Origin of the sequence: Actinoplanes sp. NBC_00393 (assembly GCF_036053395.1) — a bacterium.
GTDB lineage: Bacteria > Actinomycetota > Actinomycetes > Mycobacteriales > Micromonosporaceae > Actinoplanes.
On sequence record NZ_CP107942.1, the window covers coordinates 2,362,553 to 2,380,150 of the forward strand.

15 protein-coding genes are annotated in these 17,598 nt (G+C 72.1%); 5 read left to right on the forward strand and 10 right to left on the reverse strand.

Annotated elements, in window-relative coordinates:
• Positions 1-884: 884 nt before the first annotated feature.
• The 4 genes from OHA21_RS10820 to OHA21_RS10835 are packed head-to-tail and all read right to left on the reverse strand — an operon-like array spanning position 885 to position 4,394.
• Complete coding sequence (locus tag OHA21_RS10820; protein ID WP_328472790.1) at positions 885-1,535, reverse strand: response regulator transcription factor; 651 nt, start codon at positions 1,533-1,535, stop codon at positions 885-887.
• Positions 1,532-2,683 (reverse strand): sensor histidine kinase, encoded by a 1,152-nt coding sequence (locus OHA21_RS10825; protein ID WP_328472792.1) that lies wholly within the window; start codon positions 2,681-2,683, stop codon positions 1,532-1,534. The genes OHA21_RS10820 and OHA21_RS10825 overlap by 4 nt, the downstream gene beginning before the upstream one ends.
• 29 nt (positions 2,684-2,712) lie before the next feature.
• Positions 2,713-3,486 (reverse strand): hypothetical protein, encoded by a 774-nt coding sequence (locus tag OHA21_RS10830; protein ID WP_328472794.1) that lies wholly within the window; start codon positions 3,484-3,486, stop codon positions 2,713-2,715.
• Positions 3,483-4,394, reverse strand: coding sequence for an ABC transporter ATP-binding protein (locus tag OHA21_RS10835; protein WP_328472797.1), 912 nt, complete (start codon positions 4,392-4,394; stop codon positions 3,483-3,485). Before OHA21_RS10835 ends, OHA21_RS10830 begins: the two co-directional genes overlap by 4 nt.
• Before the next feature lie 213 nt (positions 4,395-4,607).
• On the opposite strand from OHA21_RS10835, the gene OHA21_RS10840 reads away from it, so the two are divergent.
• Together OHA21_RS10840 and OHA21_RS10845 are read left to right on the forward strand one after the other, a co-directional pair.
• The gene (locus tag OHA21_RS10840) at positions 4,608-8,519 is read left to right on the forward strand and encodes a Pls/PosA family non-ribosomal peptide synthetase (protein ID WP_328472799.1); all 3,912 of its coding nucleotides are present in this window, start codon (positions 4,608-4,610) and stop codon (positions 8,517-8,519) included.
• Positions 8,516-9,838, forward strand: coding sequence for a M1 family metallopeptidase (locus tag OHA21_RS10845; RefSeq protein WP_328478369.1), 1,323 nt, complete (start codon positions 8,516-8,518; stop codon positions 9,836-9,838). The genes OHA21_RS10840 and OHA21_RS10845 overlap by 4 nt, the downstream gene beginning before the upstream one ends.
• On the opposite strand, the gene OHA21_RS10850 is transcribed toward OHA21_RS10845, so the two are convergent.
• From OHA21_RS10850 to OHA21_RS10865, 4 genes are all read right to left on the reverse strand, one after another.
• Positions 9,795-10,136, reverse strand: a complete 342-nt coding sequence (locus tag OHA21_RS10850; RefSeq protein ID WP_328472801.1) for a DUF6506 family protein — start codon at positions 10,134-10,136, stop codon at positions 9,795-9,797. The two genes, OHA21_RS10845 and OHA21_RS10850, sit on opposite strands and share 44 nt — an antisense overlap.
• Positions 10,137-10,170: 34 nt before the next feature.
• Positions 10,171-10,779 (reverse strand): TMEM175 family protein, encoded by a 609-nt coding sequence (locus OHA21_RS10855; RefSeq protein WP_328472803.1) that lies wholly within the window; start codon positions 10,777-10,779, stop codon positions 10,171-10,173.
• Positions 10,780-10,854: 75 nt separating this feature from the next.
• Positions 10,855-11,091, reverse strand: a complete 237-nt coding sequence (locus tag OHA21_RS10860) for a hypothetical protein (protein WP_328472805.1) — start codon at positions 11,089-11,091, stop codon at positions 10,855-10,857.
• Between the two features lie 73 nt (positions 11,092-11,164).
• On the reverse strand, positions 11,165-11,368 hold the full coding sequence (locus OHA21_RS10865; RefSeq protein WP_328472807.1) for a cold-shock protein: 204 nt from the start codon (positions 11,366-11,368) through the stop codon (positions 11,165-11,167).
• A gap of 283 nt (positions 11,369-11,651) precedes the next feature.
• On the opposite strand from OHA21_RS10865, the gene OHA21_RS10870 reads away from it, so the two are divergent.
• Positions 11,652-11,906, forward strand: a complete 255-nt coding sequence (locus OHA21_RS10870; protein WP_328472809.1) for a hypothetical protein — start codon at positions 11,652-11,654, stop codon at positions 11,904-11,906.
• Here OHA21_RS10870 and OHA21_RS10875 read toward each other — a convergent pair.
• Positions 11,890-12,780 carry an LLM class flavin-dependent oxidoreductase gene (locus OHA21_RS10875; RefSeq protein WP_328472811.1) on the reverse strand — a complete coding sequence of 297 codons (891 nt, stop codon included), beginning with the start codon at positions 12,778-12,780 and terminating at the stop codon, positions 11,890-11,892. The genes OHA21_RS10870 and OHA21_RS10875 overlap by 17 nt on opposite strands.
• A 78-nt stretch (positions 12,781-12,858) precedes the next feature.
• On the opposite strand from OHA21_RS10875, the gene OHA21_RS10880 reads away from it, so the two are divergent.
• Together OHA21_RS10880 and OHA21_RS10885 are read left to right on the forward strand one after the other, a co-directional pair.
• Positions 12,859-13,578: a glycosyltransferase family 2 protein gene (locus tag OHA21_RS10880; RefSeq protein WP_328472813.1), complete on the forward strand. Its 720-nt coding sequence runs from the start codon at positions 12,859-12,861 to the stop codon at positions 13,576-13,578.
• A 940-nt stretch (positions 13,579-14,518) separates the two neighbouring features.
• The gene (locus OHA21_RS10885) at positions 14,519-15,478 is read left to right on the forward strand and encodes a hypothetical protein (protein ID WP_328472815.1); all 960 of its coding nucleotides are present in this window, start codon (positions 14,519-14,521) and stop codon (positions 15,476-15,478) included.
• On the opposite strand, the gene paaZ is transcribed toward OHA21_RS10885, so the two are convergent.
• Positions 15,465-17,510 (reverse strand): phenylacetic acid degradation bifunctional protein PaaZ, encoded by a 2,046-nt coding sequence (gene paaZ, locus OHA21_RS10890; RefSeq protein WP_328472817.1) that lies wholly within the window; start codon positions 17,508-17,510, stop codon positions 15,465-15,467. The genes OHA21_RS10885 and paaZ overlap by 14 nt on opposite strands.
• Between the last annotated feature and the right edge of the window lie 88 nt (positions 17,511-17,598).

The following is a 17,598-nucleotide window of genomic DNA, read 5'->3' on the forward strand; positions in this document are numbered from 1 at the left end:
AGCGCCGTCGCAGGGCCCGGTGATCAACAAGGCCGAAAACACCGCCTCAGCCGCCCGCTGGCGACGTCACCCAACCCCCGGCGCCGGTCGGGCTGGGCGAAGCGCAGTTTGCCTTTCCGGCTGGGCGTGGAGAGCGGTTCGCGCGGCCGGGGGCAGCGCTCAGAACAGGCGGAGGGCGATCCGCGGGTGCAGCGTGAGGATCAGGGTGAGCCCGGCAGCCGCGCTCGGGGCCGTGACGCGATGCCTGGATCGCGCGGCACGGCAGAACGGACACGACTTCGGCGCGACGGCGTAGCCCGTACCCCGCAAAGGCCGAAACCGACAAGCAGACCCTGACCCGCGAAGGCTCATAGACCGGTTGCGGCTCGAGGCCTGCCCGCCGGATAGCGCCGGTCTCGGTACAACCCGGCCCGCCGCACGGGCAGACCCCGGTCCGGCTGGCCCTCAGGGTTGTTTCCCGCCCGCGCAAACAGCCCTGACAGCCAGCCGGGTTGTTCGGCGCTCGCTCGGGGTTGTTCGCGTGTCATCGAAGGCGTTGCCTGCATCCGGGCGCCATGTGACGCCGGATCAGCGCGCGGGGCGGTGACCAGCGTTGGTGGATCAAGCCGCGACTCCCAGCTGAGGGGTCCGCGGGGCCGGCGTCCGCCTTCGGCGCCGCCTGGCGGCCAGGTACGGCGGTCCCGGTGACGTATGGGTTCCCGAACGCTGGCACACCCGTTGCGGGTGTGGGTACACCCGCTTTGGGTGTGGCCGTTTATTCGGAAGGTCTCCCGCCGCAGAGCGCCGGCCGCCGCGCGAACGGTGCTCTGCCAGCCGTGCGGGTCCGGCTGGATGGAAAGAGAGGGCGGGCTGGTGCGCGCCTGCACCGCGACCCGGCCAGCCCTTTAGTCGGGCAGGTTGTTCTCGTAGGCGTACACCACGATCTGCACCCGGTCGCGCAGCTCGAGTTTGCTCAGCAGCCGGCCGACGTGCGCTTTCACGGTGGCCTCGGACAGGTGCAGGTCCGCGGCGATCTCGGTGTTCGACAGACCGCGCGCCACCAGGCGCAGCACCTCGCGTTCGCGCGACGTCAGCCGCTGCAGCCGCACGTCCTCGACGGCCGGGCCGGGCAGCAGCGGCACCACTGTGTCGAGCAGCCGGCGGGTGACCGCCGGCGCGACCACCGCATGTCCGCCGGCGACGGCGCGGATGGCGCTGACCAGGTCGGCCGGCGGCACGTCCTTCAGCAGGAAGCCGCTGGCTCCGGCACGCAGCGCGGCGTACACGTATTCGTCCAGGTCGAAGGTGGTCAGCACCAGGATCCGGGCCGGGCTGCCGGCGCCGACGATCTCCCGGGTGGCCTCGATGCCGTCGAGGACCGGCATGCGTACGTCCATCAGCACCACGTCCGGCCGCAGCGCCCGGGTCATCGTGACCGCCTGCGCGCCGTTGCCCGCCTCGCCGACCACGGTGATGTCCGGCTGGGCCTCCAGGACGAGCCGGAATCCGAGCGACAGCAGCGGCTGGTCGTCGGCGAGCAGCACCGAGACGCTCATGCGCGGGTTCCGGCCCGGTCGAAGGTGAGCGTCGCGTGCACCTGCCAGCCCGGCCCGTCGCGGGGACCTGCGCCGACGCGGCCACCGTATGCGGCGGCGCGTTCCAGCATGCCGGCCAGCCCGTGCCGGCCGTCGGGCGCCGGCTGCCGGGCGGCCCGGCCGGCGCCGTCGTCGACGACCGACACGTCAGCCCCGTCCGCGAGGTAGCGCACCGTGACCTCGGCGGTGGCCCGCGGCCCGGCGTGTTTGAGGGTGTTGGTCAGCGCCTCCTGCACGATCCGGTAGACGACCAGTCCGGCGCCCGGACCCCACGGACCCGGTGTGCCCTCGCGGCGCACGATGACCCGTACTCCGGCCGCCCGGATCCGGTCGACCAGCGCGTCGATGTCGTCGAATCCGGGCTGCGGCGCGCGGGTGCTCTCGCCCGGCTCGGACGTGCCGCGCAGCAGGCCGACCAGCCGGCGCATCTCGCCCAGGGCCTGGCGTCCGGTGGCGGAGACCTGGCCCATCACGTCGGCGGCGCGTTGCGGCGCGCCGGGCGCGGTGGCCGCCGCGCCGTCGGAGAGCGCGACCATGACGGCCAGGTGGTGGGCGACGACGTCGTGCATCTCGCGGGCGATCCGCGCCCGTTCCTCGGCGACCGCGAGCCGGGCGCGGTCCTCCAGGGCGCTCAGGTACGCCGCACGCGTGCGCTGGTTCATGCCGATCAGGACGACGGCGACCGTCACCGCCGCCAGCGCGGCGAAGGCGCCCCACGCCCGGGCCGGCTCCAGCCGGTTGTCGAACCCGACGAGTACGGCCAGCGCGGCGGTCGGCCACGCGAACCGGGCCGGACGGTATCGGGCTACGGCGTGCAGAGCGGTCAGGCTGACCACGAACGCGGCCGGGGACTGCGCGCCGGCCGCGTTGGATGCCCAGAACAGCGCGGTCACGGCGCAGAAGACCAGCACGGGTGCGTCGCGGCGCCAGATCAGCGGGATCGGCGACAGGACCACGGTCGCCCAGTCCAGGGCGGTGGCGGGCTCGACGGTCGCACCGGTCCGGCCGGTCAGCACCAGGCCGCAGCCGAGCGCGACCAGCCCGGCGATGCCGGCGTCGACCACGTGGGGGTGCTGTTGAGCCGTGACGCGCCATCCGTGCACGTTCATCCGCCCATTGTGGCCGGAACCGGCGGGGCTCACGGGTCGCGGCGCCACACGGCGAGGCTGCCGGCGGCCAGGGCGAGCAGCACCCAGCCGGCGACGGTCAGCGCGGCCAGGCCGGGCGCCAGCATCTCGAAGGGGTTGGTGGAGTCGACCGCGTACAGCGCCTGGGTGGCCGCGACCGGGACGAAACGCAGCACGTCGTCGGCGATCCGGTCCGGGAGCGCCGGTTGCACCAGGGCCGGGAGCACCAGCAGGACGAGCACGTAGACGGTGATGGCGGCGGCGGTGTGCCGCATGACGGCGCCGAAGCCGAGCCCGATCAGCGCCGAGGCCACCGGCGCGACGGCCGCGCCGAGCAGTGCCCGCACCGGAAGGTCGCCGAGCGGGACGCCGGGGCCGACGATCAGCGCGGCGGCAGCCAGGGAGAACACGCAGACCAGAAGCATCAGCGGCCACGCCGTGAGGACGAGGACGGCTGCCTTCGCCCACAGCACCGGCACCCGGCGGGGGACCGCGGCGAACGTCGCCCGGATCAGCCCGGAGCCGTACTCCCCGGTGACCATCAAGATGCCGAAGACGCCGAGGACCAGCGAGATGACGTCGATGCCGAGGTAGGTCTGCGCGATCAGCGCGCCGGGAGAGACCTCGGCGTTCGGGTCGCGGTAGACGTTCCAGTTGATCGCCGTGGCCAGCCCGACGGTGATCAGCGCGGCCGCTGACAGGACCACCCAGGTGGAGCGCAGGGTGGTCAGCTTCCCCCACTCTGCGTGCGTCACCCGAGAGAAGGTGACCCGGTACGCGTTCACGCCGCCACCTCCTCGCGGAACCGGACGGCACCCCGGGTGAGTTCCATGTACGCCTGCTCCAGGGAGGCCCGGTGCGGGGTGAGCTCGTACAGGACCAGCCGGTTCGCGGCCGCTGCCGTACCGATCGCTTCGGGGTCCAGACCCTGCACTTCGAGGGTTCCCGGCTCCGCGCTGGTCACCGTCGCTCCGGCGGCGAGCAGCACGTCACGCAGGGCGCTCGCGTCCGGCGACCGCACCAGGCACCGGGTCGTTCCGGCCCGGGCGATCAGCTCGTCGAGGCTCAGATCCGCGAGCAGCCGGCCCGCACCGATGATCAGCAGATGGTCGGCGGTCACCGCGGTCTCGCTCATCAGATGGCTGGAGACCAGCACGGTACGGCCCTGCGCCGCCAGATCCTTGAGCAGCGTGCGGATCCACAGCACCCCGTCCGGGTCGAGCCCGTTCACCGGCTCGTCGAGGATCACCACCGCCGGGTCGCCGAGCAGCGCGGACGCCACCCCGAGCCGCTGGCTCATGCCGAGCGAGAACCCACCGGCCCGCTGCCCGGCCACGTCGGTGAGGCCGACCATCGCCAGCACCTCGGCGACCCGGCGGGCCGGCATCCCGTGCGTACGCGCCAGCCCCAGCAGGTGTTCGCGAGCGGTCCGGCCGCGGTGCACCGCCCGCCCCTCCAGCAGCGCTCCCACCGCGCACAGCGGCGCCGGATGCGCCCGGTACGGCCGCCCGCCGACGGTCGCCGTCCCCGCGTCCGGCCGGTCCAGACCGATGATCATGCGCATCGTGGTCGACTTGCCCGCGCCATTGGGCCCGAGGAACCCGGTCACCCGCCCCGGCTTCACCGTGAACGACAGCCCGTCGACCGCCGTCGTCGCGCCGAAGCGTTTCGTCAATTCCCGCACTTCAATCATGGTGCGACGCTATGGCCGCGCACCCCGGCCGCAGGAGCGCCCACGGTCTCGTTCGCGCCGCCGCCGGCTACGACCGGGGTAGGGGCCGGCTCGTGTGTGTCTCGACACGAATCTGACAACTCGGCGTCATTTCGCGATTTCCGCCCGTAGCTTTGACTGTCGCCCCGGGCGGTTCAGCGCTGTGCCCCTGGCCGACGTTGACGTTCGAGGTGGATGGAGCACGACCCGGTGACCGTGATGACCGACCTGCGACTGATCGACCTACCCGCGATCGAGCTCGCAGCAGAGGCGCCGGCGGTGTTCCGGTCCCCGTCCGCCCCGATCCGCCGCACGCTGATCGACATCCTCGACGCGACGGTGCACGCCCATCCCGGTGCCCTGGCGATCGACGCCGGCGCGACCGCGCTCACCTACCGCGAGCTGGCCGACGAGGTCGAGGGGCTGCGGGCGACGCTGGCCGGGCACGGGATCGGCGCCGGCGACCGGGTGGGCGTACGGATCTCGTCCGGCTCGGCGGAGCTCTACCTGGCGATCCTCGGCGTGCTGGCCGCGGGCGCTGCCTACGTGCCGGTGGACGCCGACGACCCCGAGGAACGCGCCGAACTCGTCTTCGCCGAAGCGGACGTCTGCGCCGTCCTCGGCGACGGTCTGACCGTTTCGCTCAGGCGTACCCCGCAAGGGCGGACCGGCCGGCCCGAGCCGGCCGACGACGCCTGGATCATCTTCACCTCCGGATCCACCGGCACCCCGAAGGGGGTGGCGGTCTCGCACGGCGCCGCCGCCGCGTTCGTGGACGCCGAAGCCCAGCTGTTCCTCGCCGACGACGGCGCGGAGCCGCTCGGCCCGCACGACCGGGTCCTGGCCGGGCTGTCGGTGGCCTTCGACGCCTCCTGCGAGGAGATGTGGCTGGCCTGGCGGTACGGCGCCTGCCTGGTGCCGGCCGCGCGCTCGCTGGTGCGCAGCGGCGTCGACCTGGGCCCGTGGCTGGCCGAGCAGCGCATCACCGTCGTGTCGACGGTGCCCACGCTGGCCGCGCTGTGGCCGGCCGCGGCGCTCGACGAGGTCCGGCTGCTGATCTTCGGTGGCGAGGCGTGCCCGCCGGAACTCGCCGAGCGCCTGGCCGTCGAGGGCCGCGAGGTGTGGAACACGTACGGCCCGACCGAGGCGACCGTGGTCGCCTGTGCCGCCCGGATGACCGGCGAGGGTCCGGTGCGTATCGGGTTGCCGCTGGCCGGCTGGGAGCTGGCCGTGGTCGACGCGGCCGGTGAGCCGGTCGCGATGGGTGAGACCGGCGAGCTGGTGATCGGCGGGGTGGGCCTGGCCCGCTACCTCGACGCCGCCAAGGACGCCGAGAAGTTCGCGCCGCTGCCAGCGCTCGACTGGCGGCGCGCGTACCGCAGCGGCGACATCGTGCGCGCCGAACCCGAGGGGCTGCTGTTCCTCGGGCGCGGCGATGAACAGGTCAAACTCGGTGGGCGCCGGATCGAGCTGGGCGAGGTGGACGCCGCGCTGCAGGCGCTGCCCGGAGTCGCCGGCGCGGCCGCCGCGGTGAAGAAGACCGCCGCCGGCAACCAGCTGCTGGTCGGCTATCTGGTGCCGCACGACGGCGAGGGCTTCGATGCCGCGGCCGCGGCGCTGCGCATCCGCGAGCAGCTGCCGGCCGCGCTGGTTCCGCTGCTGGCCGTCGTCGACGCGCTGCCGACGCGGACGTCCGGCAAGGTGGACCGGGCGGCGCTGCCGTGGCCGCTGGCCACCGTCGCCGCGGAGGCCGCCGAACTGAGCGAGACCGAGGCGTGGCTGGCCGGCGGCTGGGAGGAGATTCTCGGGGTACGCCCGACCGAGCCCAGCGCCGACTTCTTCAGCAGCGGTGGGAGCAGCCTGAACGCCGCGCAACTGGTCGCCTGGATCCGCGACCGGCACCCGCAGGTGTCCGTCGCCGACATCTACCAGCAGCCCCGGCTGTCCCAGATGGCCGCCGTCGTCGACGCGCTGGGCACCACCGCGACGACCCGGCGCGAGATCCGGCCCACCCCGCGACGGGCCGGGTTCGCTCAGGCCGTACTGATGCTCCCGATGCTCGCCCTGGTGGGACTGCGCTGGCTGACCGTGCTCGCCGCGCTCGGCAACGTGCTGTCCCTGATCGCGCCGGCGCCCTGGGCGCCGCAGGTGTCCTGGTGGTGGATCGCGGCCGGCTGGGCGCTGCTGCTGAGCCCGGCCGGGCGGATCGCCGTGTCCGCGGCCGGCGCCCGGCTGCTGCTGCGCGGCGTGCGACCCGGCGCCTATCCGCGTGGCGGCAGCGTGCACCTGCGGCTGTGGGCGGCCGAGCGGCTCGCCGAGCTGACCGGCGCGACCGGCGTCGCCGGCGCCGGCTGGATGATCACGTACGCGAAGGCGCTCGGCGCCCAGATCGGCCCGGACGTCGACCTGCACTCCGCGCCGCCGGTCACCGGCCTGCTCAAGCTCGGCCGCGGCGCCGCGATCGAACCCGAGGCCGACCTGTCCGGCCACTGGGTCGACGGCGACGTGGTGCGGATCGGCCGGGTGCGTGTCGGTGCGGGCGCCCGGGTCGGCTCCCGCAGCACGCTGATGCCCGGCGCCCGGATCGGCAAGGGCGCGAAGATCGCCGCCGGTTCCACCGTGACCGGCGCGGTCCCGGCCAACCAGCGCTGGGCCGGCTCACCGGCCGTGCCCGCCGCCGCCAAGGACGCCGCGCCCTGGCCGGCCCAGCGTCCCGAACGTTCGCGGGCGCGCTCCCGTTTCTGGGTGGCCGCGTACAGCCTGACCGCGCAACTGCTCGGCCTGGTCCCGGTGCTGGCCGCGCTGCCGGCACTCGCCCTGCTCGGCTGGACGGTCGCCGACAAGCCGGCGCTGAGCTCCGCGCTGATCGCCGTCCCGGCTGCCACTCTCGCCTACCTCGCCGGCTACGCCCTGCTGGTCCTCGTCGCCGTCCGCGCGCTCAGCATCGGCATGCGAGCCGGCTTCTACCCGGTCCACAGCCGGGTCGCCTGGCAGGTGTGGACCACCGAACGCCTGATGGGGATGGCCCGCATCGGGCTGTTCCCGATGTACGCCAGCCTGTTCACCCCGGTCTGGCTGCGCCTGCTCGGCGCCAAGGTCGGCCGCGGTGTGGAGGCCTCCACCGTGCTCGCGCTGCCCGCGATGACAACCGTCGACGACGGCGCGTTCCTGGCCGACGACACCATGGTCGCCACCTACGAGCTCAGCCACGGCTGGCTGCGGGTCGCCCCGGCCCGGATCGGCAAGCAGGCGTTCCTCGGCAACTCCGGGATGGCCGCGCCCGGCCGCTCGGTGCCCAAGCGGGGCCTGGTCGGGGTGCTGTCGTCCGCGCCGCGCAAGGCGAAGAAGGGCTCGTCGTGGCTCGGCGCCCCGCCGATGCCGCTGCGCCGCACCGTCGAGGCCGCCGACACCAGCCGCACCTTCGCGCCGCCGCTGCGGCTCAAGCTGGCCCGCGCCGCGATCGAACTGTGCCGTGTCATCCCGGTGATGTGCGCCGGCGCGCTGGCCGTGCTCGTGCTCGCCGCGCTGGCCCTGATCTGGAACTCCGCCGGTGGCTGGGTGGCCGCGCTGGCCGCCGGACCGGTGCTGTTCGCCGCCGCGATCGGCGCCGCGCTGACCGCGGCGGCCGCGAAGTGGCTGCTGGTGGGCCGCTTCCGGGTCACCGACCGGGCGCTGTGGACGTCGTTCGTCTGGCGCAACGAGCTCGCCGACACGTTCGTCGAGGTGCTCGCCGCGCCGTGGCTGTTCAGCTTCGCCACCGGCACGCCGCTGCTGAGCATGTGGCTGCGCACGCTCGGCGCCCGGATCGGCCGCGGTGTCTGGCTGGAGACCTTCTGGCTGCCTGAGTACGATCTGGTGCGGCTCGGTGCGGGCGCCACCGTGAACCGGGGGTGCGTGGTGCAGACCCACCTGTTCCATGATCGGATCATGAGCATGGACGAGGTCACTCTGGGCGCGGGCGCCACACTCGGCCCGCACGGCATCGTGCTGCCCGGCGCCAGCATCGGCGCGCGCACCACTGTCGGTCCCGGCTCACTGATCACCCGCGGTGACGCGGTGCCCGAGGACAGCCGGTGGCTCGGCAACCCCATCGCGGCGTGGAGATGACCGCTGCCGCGACGCCCGGCGCCGATCACTCCACCGACTCCTACCTGCCCGCGCACGGCAACGGCGGGTACCGAGTGCTGCACTACGACCTCGAGCTCGACTACCGGGTGGTGTCGAACCGGCTGGGCGGCAAGGCGGTCATCACCGCGCGTGCCGTCCAGTCGCTGTCACGCTTCAGCCTCGACCTCGGCCAGTTCCGGGTGCAGGACGTCCGGGTCGACGGACGCCCGGCCAAGTTCACCCACGGTCGCGGCAAACTGCGGATCAAACCGGAACGGCCGATCGGGTACGGCGCCACCTTCAAGACCGAGATCCGGTACGCCGGAACACCCGTGCCGATCGCCGGCCGCTGGGGCGACATCGGCTGGGACGAGCTGACCGACGGGGTGCTCGTCGCCAGCCAGCCGAACGGGGCGCCGTCCTGGTTCCCGTGCAACGACCGGCCCGACGACAAGGCGAGTTTCCTGGTCACCTTGACCACCGCGTCGGCGTACACCGTCCTAGCCACCGGCGACCTGGTCTCCCGCCGCCGCCGGGCCGGCACCACCACCTGGGTGTACGAGCGCAACGAACCCACCGCCCCGTACCTGATGGGCATCCAGATCGGGCGCTACGAGCACGTCGACCTGGCCGCCGGGGGAGCGGTGGCGCAGCGGGCCGCGATCCCGCCGCGGCTGCGCACGCTGTTCCGGCACGACTTCGGCCGGCACGGCGAGATCATGGCGAGCTTCGAGGGGCTGTTCGGGCCGTACCCGTTCCGCGAGTACGTCGTGGTGGTCACCGACGACGACCTGGACGACCCGGTCGAGGCGCAGGGCATGGCCGTGTTCGGGCGCAACCACGTCGACGGGCGGCGCACCCACGAGCGGCTGGTCGCCCACGAGCTCGCCCACCAGTGGTTCGGCAACAGTCTGACGGTCGCGGACTGGCGGCACATCTGGCTCAACGAGGGCTTTGCGACGTACGCCGAATGGTTGTGGTCCGGGGTTTCCGGCGGCCCTTCGGTTGCCGCCCACGCCGCCCAGTGGCATGCCTGGGTGGCCACGCACCGGCCGCAGGTCGCGATCGCGAACCCCGGCGTGGACCGGATGTTCGACCCGCTGGTCTACAAGCGTGGCGCGCTGACCCTGCACGCCCTGCGGCTGCGGCTCGGTGACACGGCATTCTTCGCGCTGCTGCGCTCCTGGTCCGCCGAGCACCAGCATCAGATCGTGACGACCGAGCAGTTCCGCGCGCACGCCCAGCGCTTCGCGCCCCGGTCGCTGAACGATCTCTTCACCGCGTGGCTGGACCGCCCGGCGCTGCCCCGGCTGGGGTGACCCCGTTGGCGTAGTCCGCCGCGCCGCGCACCGAGTCGACGGCGAAGGTGACGTGCCCGACCGGCACCCGGCCGGCGACGGCGGCGCTCACCGCGGCGGCCGCGGGCAGCGAGAACCCTCCGCACAGCTCGATCAAGGTCACGCCCTCGGCGATCAGGTCCTGCGCCACCTGTGCGGCCTGCGCCGGATCCGGCACGGGGACGAGCACGGTCCGCTGCCCACCCCGGTCGATGACCCGGCGGTCCATCACCGGGTCGGTCTCCGGGTGTTCGTAGATGTATGCCCACGTCACAGTCATGGCGCCGACGCTAGGTCCTGAAGCGAGGTTGAGGTCAAGCCTCGTGCTGGTGGACGAGGCGGTCGATCCGGCGGTCCGGGATGATCCAGATGATCGCCACGCCGATGTAGCAGGCCAGGGCGATCCAGACGCCGACGTGGCCGTTCGGGGTGATCGCCACTGCGCTCAACACCCCGGCCAGAAGCAGTCCATTGGAGACCTTGGCCTTGACGTCCGAGCCGACGGCCTGTCGCAGCGGTGACTCGTCGCCCTCCTGCCGGATGATCGTGGTCTGCAGGATCAGGTAGGCGACGGCGGCGGCCAGCAGGTTCAGCCCGTAGACGATCACCGGCGTGCGGTCATAGTGCGACTCGCTCAGCCAGGCGGTGGTGAAAGGCAGCAGCGACAGGCAGAACAGCAGCGCCAGGTTGGCCCAGAGGGCGGCGCCGCTGACCCGGCGTACCAGGTGGAACATGTGGTGGTGGTTGTTCCAGTAGATGCCCACGTACAGGAAGCTGAGCAGGTACGTCAGCAGGCCCACGCCGGTGGTGTGGATCAGGTCGGAGAGGTGGTGGCCGGTCGGCACCTTCAGTTCCAGCACCATGATCGTGATGATGATGGCGAGTACGCCATCGCTGATCGCTTCGAGCCGGTTGGTCCGCACCGGACACCTCCTGCACTGATGGGTGGGCCATCGTTTCGGAGGTAAGACCGTGCAGCGTGCGGAACTGTGACGCGTTTAGTTCGGCGGGGTGAAGGGGTGGCGAAGGCGGTGCATGGCCTCCTTGCCGCGGTCAGACGGTGTCTTCTTCTCCTCATCGGCGGTGCGTGGCTCATCGGCGGTGCGTGGCTCATCGGCGGTGCGTGGCTCGTCGGCGGTGCGTGGCTCGTCGGCGGTGCGCGGCTCGTCGGCGTTGCGCGGCGCCAGGAAGGGGGTCTCAAGAGCCGCCCGGGGTGGATCGGTGCTCGTGGTCAAGCTGTTCCTTTCGAAAGGTGCGCCACAGGCGGCCCGCTGCATCAGCCGAGCCGCCTGTGACAGAAACCGTGGATCAGAGCGGGCGGATGTTCTCCGCCTGCGGGCCCTTCTGGCCCTGGGTGATGTCGAACTCCACCCGCTGGTTCTCATCGAGGTTGCGGAAGCCGCTCGCCGAGATCGCCGAGTAGTGGGCGAAGACGTCGGCGCCGCCGCCGTCCTGCGCGATGAAGCCGAAACCCTTGTCGCCGTTGAACCATTTCACGGTACCGGTAGCCATTGTCTGCTCCTTCGCAGGCTGGTCGAGAACGCACGGTGCGCACTCTTGCGCCGCCGCGTTGATCACCCGCGTCGAACCGACACGACAAACGAAAAAAGCGCCTCGATAGGTTTCAGATAACCCATCAGGCGCCGAAAACGTCTACGGAAATCAAAACTGCAACGGGGAAACTCTAGCACAGAATTTTCCGGGCCTCGCGGAAACGCTGTACGCGGCCTTTCCGGCGTAGAATTCATGGCGGATTCAGCCGGGCGCCACCGACACCTCCAGGAGAGCCACCTCAGTGCCAACAACTCGCGAGCCCGGCAAGACCCTCCGCGAGCGCGGAGCAGACAGCTTTCAGGCGGCCCTCGCCGCGGTGCTGGCCGCCGCGCTGGAGGAAGCGCTCACCGCGGGCGATCATGCGAGAGCGATCAGGTTGATCAACCGCGGCTTCGCTGAGGGCAGCCCGCAGTTGGGGTGCGAGCTGCTCTGCCGGGCCAGCGCGGTCGTCGGGACAGCCCGGACGTGGACTGTGCAGCTCACGCCTTCCAGCTGAGCGGCACGACTTCGGACATGAAGCGCTCCAGCTGGTCGTGCGGATCCGCGAGCGGCCAGATGAAGACGTGGTCGATGCCGGCCCCGGCGTAGGCGCGCAGGGTGGCCGCGCACTCCTGCGCCGGCCCGATGAGGACCTGATGTCTGAGCTGATCCGGCGGCCGGTTCAGCATCTCGCCGAGCCTGTTCAGGTGGGCCTCGCTCGTCGGGCGATCATCGGTCACATAGGTCCACATCGTGGCCAGCGCGCACGGAAACCCGTCCCCGAGCTTCAGCCGGGCCGCAGCGACCTGGGCAGGCGAGGTGTTGTAGGCGGAGGCGAGCCAGCCGTCACCCAGCCGCGCCACCCGCCGCAGGCCGGCCGCCGAACCCCAGCTGCCGATCCAGATCGGCGGTCCGGCGGCGGGCCGGGGTTGCAGCGCCGCGTCCGCGCTGTAGAAACGGCCGTCGAACGCCGGGCCGCTGCCCAGGTACGTGCGCAGCGCCCGGATCGACTCGTCCAGCCGCGGCCAGCGCTCATCGAACTCGACGCCGGCGAGCCGGTAGTCGCTCGCCGACGAACCCGGCCCGACCCCGAGAATCAGCCGTCCACCGGAGACGATGTCCAGCGCGGCCGCCGCCTTCGCCAGCGCTGCCGGGCCGCGCAGCACCGGCAGCGAGACGGTCGTCGCCAGGCTCATGTCGCCGCTGCGCTCGACAACGCTCGCCAGCGCCACGATCCCGTCCAGCCAGGGCCGCTGGAACACGAAGTGGTCATTGGCCGCAATCGCCGCGTACCCGAGTCGGCAGGCAACCTCGACGTAGGACCCCAGCTCACCCGGCAGCCAGCCCCGCCCGTCGAAGTCGACAAGCGGCAGATGGACGCCGAACCGCATGACCGTGACCCTATCGGTGATGCTTCGGCGCTCGAATCGGGTAAGGACGGTCTGCCCGCAACACGTGAAGGAGAACCGGTGAGCAGCGAGCGCCCCTATCCCGAGTCCGTCATCCTGCTCCCGGTGCACCGCCCCAGTGTTCACCTGGACGAACTCATCACCGGTCTGCTCACCGACGGCGCCGACGCCGGCCGGATCGTGGTGGTCGACGACGGCAGCGGCCCGCAGGCAAGGCCGATCCTCTCGGCCGCCCGCAGCCGGGGTTGCGCGGTGCTGCACCATCCGGCCAACCGCGGCAAGGGCATCGCATTGAAAACCGGTTTCCGGTACGCCCAGCAGCACCACCCCGGCCTGAACGTGATCAGCGCCGACGCCGACGGCCAGCACAGCCCCGCCGACATCCGCCGGGTTGCCTCGCGCGCGGCCCCCGGCCGAATCGTCCTCGGCGTGCGCCGTTTCGAGCTGATGCCGCCGCGCAGCCGCTTCGGCAACACGGTGACCCGCTCACTCTTTCGAGCCGCCACCGGCCGCAGCGTCTCCGACACCCAGACCGGCTTACGTGGTTACCCGGCCGAGTCACTCGACCACCTGTGCGGCATCGAGGGCGAACGCTTCGAATACGAGATGAACGTCCTGCTGGACGCCGCGGCCTGCGGCCGCCCGATCGAGGAGGTAGCCATCGAAACCACCTACCTGAACGGCAACGCCGCCTCCAACTTCAGCAGCGTCACCGACTCCTGGCAGGTCTACGGCCCTCTGCTGCGCTTCACCCTCGCTTCGCTGCCGGCCCGCGCTTGACCAGATCCACACCGGCCACGCCGCTACCGGCCCGCACCTGTCCTCGGCTTGCCACCGCTTGCGTCGCTGCCCGCTCGTACCTTGACCCCGGCCCTCCACCGGCTCCGCCGCTGTCCGCCCCGCCTCTGTCTCTCCACTGGCTGCTCTGCTGCTTGAGCGCCCGGACCTTGGCCGTCCGGCGGCTGTGCCTCTGTCCGCCCCGCCCCTCTCCACCAGCCGCTCTGCTGCTCGAGCGCATGTGACGCCCTGGCCGTCCATTGGCTGCGCCGCTGTCCGTCGGAGCTCGCTGCTCTTCGGCGCAAGTAGCGCTGAACGAGGGATGGCTGCGTTGCTGCGGGCGGTCCGGATGATCTCGCTCGCCCGCCGGACACTCCAGCAGTCCCGGTGGGCGCTGCATCCGACCGCGGACCGGCCATCGTGCCGCATGGGAAAGCCCTGGTCGCTGCGCTGTGCGTCCCGGCTGCCAACCTCTGTGGACGAGCCCTTTGAAATCTGATCGATGACATTCGGTGGATGATCGAACCGCACAGGGTTGCCACGCGTACCACTCACCGAGCGTGTCGGGGTGGCAGCAGGGAGACATGGCGTGGAACGGCTTCCGTCGGACGGCGACCGGACTCTGCGGGTCGGGGGCTATATCACCCGCTGCGTGAAAGGCAGAGAGACCGCGGCCGCCGCTGATGCGCGCGCAGCGGGGATCAATTGGCCGAACATCTCGGACTACTGGCCGGACGCGCACCGGCGGGATGCCGCTGCCACACCTGCTGAGGCGGAGTCGCCGGACCGGCTTGGGTCGGCGACGCCCGATGGAAAGGGCTCAGCGCGCCCTGCCGGGGCAGAGGGGCCTGCGGGCCCTGCCGGGGCAGAGGGGCCTGCGCGCCGGATCGGGGCGGATGGCTCAGCGCGCCGGATGATCGGAGGAGAAGGTTCCAGGCCTCGGGTGATCGGCGGAGAGGACGCCGCGCTCGGGATGATCGAGGTAGAGGGCCCCGCGCCTCGCATGATCGGGGACGCTCCGGTGAGCCCGCGCCGGCGGCGGCTGCGGACGGCGCTGGGTGGGCTGGTTGCGGTGCTGACGGTGACGGCGTGCGGGGTCATCGTTGCGCAGCTGGCGAACCAGCCTGCGGGGCCGGCCGATCTCGCGGCGGGAACACCGCCGCCGGCGGCTGCGGCGCCGAGCGCGGTGCTGCCCGCTGCGCCGGCAACGGTGGCGCCGTCGGCGTCGGCACCAGCTGAAGCTGGGGCCGCACCGAGCCGCACGCCGGAGGCGACCCGGCCGCCGTCACGGAAGCCACCGGCGCCGGCCGCACCGGCTGCGCCACCGCCGCCGCAGAACGTGGCGTTCGAGATGGTTGACGGTGTCACCGAGCTGTCCGTGCGCACCACGGAGCTGGACCAAACGTTCAAGGTCAGCACCCCGCACGACTCCGGGCTCAAGGTTCGCCCGAGCTTCGAGGACGGGCTGCTGCGGGTGCGGGCGACGTCGACCGGGGACGGCGGCAACGGCCGGGTGCAGGTGCTGCTCAGCGACGACCTCAGCTGGCGGCTGAGGATGACCGGGGGAGTGGCGCGGGCGTCATTCGATCTGGCCGCGCACACCGTACGCCGTATTGATCTGGTCGGCGGCGCCGCGGAGATCAACATGGAGTTGGGCCGGCAGGGCGCGACCGTGCCGATCCGGATGTCCGGCGGGGTGAGCGCCTGGAACATCCGGACGTCGGCCCAGCTGCCGGTGCGCGTTGTGGCTGGGCGCGGTGGCAGCCGGGTCGACCTTTACGGGCACGTCACCGAGGGCCTGGTCGCCGGCACGACGGTGCGTTCCGGCGACCTGGACGATGGCCGCGGCCTGGACCTCGACGCGGAGGGCGGGTTCAGCGCCTTGACGGTCACTGAGGATTGAGCGGCCAGGTCTTGGCGACGAGGGTGAGCACGTCGTAGGTGGCGACCGGCTGGCCGTCCTGGTTGGTGACCAGGGCATCCCAGCGCACCTCGCCGTAGTCGGCGCTGTTGCGTGGCTTGATCTGCTTGACGGTCAGGGTGACCGCGATGGTGTCGTCGGCCTTGACCGGGGTGAGGAACCGCAGGTTGTCGACGCCGTAGTTGGCCAGCACCGGCCCCGGTGACGGCTCGACGAACAGGCCGGCGGCCAGCGAGACGACCAGGTAGCCGTGGGCGACGATGCCGCCGAACAGAGGGTTGCGGGCCGCCGCCTCGGCGTCGGTGTGCGCATAGAACGTGTCGCCGGTGAACTCGGCGAAGTGCTCGATGTCGGCGAGGCTGACAGTGCGCTCGGCGGACTTGATCGTGTCGCCGATCCGCAGCTCGGCGAGGCTCTTACGGAACGGGTGCACGCCGTCCTCGCGGCGGGCCGCGCCGGTGGTCCACTGCCCGGTGACCGCGGTCAGCAGGTCGGGGGAAGCCTGGATCGCGGTGCGCTGCATGTGGCCGAGGACCGCGCGCACGCCGCCGAGCTCCTCGCCGCCGCCAGCTCGCCCCGGGCCGCCGTGCACCAGCATCGGCAGTGGGGAGCCGTGGCCGGTGGACTCCTTGGCGTCGTCGCGGTCGAGCAGCAGCACCCGGCCGTGCCATGGGGCAAGCCCGAGCACGATCGAGCGGGCGACGCCCGGGTCATGGGTGGCGACCGACGCGACCAGGCTGCCCTTGCCGCGGGCGGCGAGCGTGACGGCTTCGTCGACGCTGTCGTAGGTGAGCACGGTGCTGACCGGCCCGAACGGCTCGACGTTGTGTGGCTCGGTGGCGCCGGGGTTGGCCCGCAGCAGAAGCGGGGTGAGGAACGCGCCGCGCTCGGCGTCGCCGTCGAGCAGCGGGCCGCCGTCGGGATCGCCGACGACCACCTCGGCGCTGGCCCGCAGCGACTCGACCGCCTTGCGGACCTCGTCACGCTGGCCGAGGCTCGCGAGGGCGCCCATCCGCACGTCGGGGTTGCGGGGGTCGCCGACGGTGATCTTCGACAGCCGCTCGGCGAGGGCGTCGACGACCTGCCCGGCGATCGCATCGGGCACGATGACCCGGCGGATCGCGGTGCATTTCTGGCCGGCCTTGACCGTCATCTCGGCGACCACACCCTTGACGAACAGGTCGAACTCGGGGTCGCCGGCCCGCACGTCGGGGCCCAGGATCGAGCAGTTCAGCGAGTCGGCCTCGACGCCGAGGCGCACGCCGCCGTCGACGACGTTGGGGTGGCGGCGCAGGATGCCGGCGGTGTGCGCGGAGCCGGTGAACGCCACCGAGTCCTGCATGGTCAGCTCGTCGAGCAGGCTGCCGGCGCTGCCGGAGATCAGCTGAAGGCTGCCTTCCGGCAGCAGCCCGGACTCGATGATGCGCCGGACCACCAGCTCGGTCAGGTAGGCGGTCTGGCTGGCCGGTTTGACGATGGTCGGCAGTCCGGCCAGGAACGCCGGTGCCAGCTTCTCCAACATCCCCCAGACCGGGAAATTGAAGGCATTGATCTGTACGGCTACGCCCGGCCGCGACGTGAAGATGTGCTGCCCGACGAACGTGCCGCCCTTGCCGAGCACCTCGACGGCGCCGTCCAGCACGATCGTGTCGTTGGGTAGCTCACGGGTGCCCTTGCTGGCGAAGCTGAACAGCGTCCCGATGCCGCCGTCGACGTCCACGGCGGTGTCGCGGCTGGTCGCGCCGGTGCGCACGGACAGCGCGTAGAACTCGTCCTTGCCGGTGAGCAGGTGCTTCGCGAGGGCCTTGAGTGCGGCGGCACGCTCGTGGAAGGTCAGCGCCCGCAGCGCCGGACCACCGGTCTCCCGCGCGTGGCCGACCATCGCGCCGATGTCCAGGCCGCGGTTGGAGATGCGGGCGACCTCCTCACCGGTGGCGGCGTCCAGCAGCGGTGCGCCCTCGTCGGCGGCCCGGAACCAGCGCCCGGCGGCGTAGCTCTCCAGCAGCGTGCTCACGCTTACTCCTCCTACGGCTGATGGTTGCGCGAAGCGGCGGACTCGTGTCACCGTATTACAGACCGATCGTTAAGTAAATGCGCGGAGG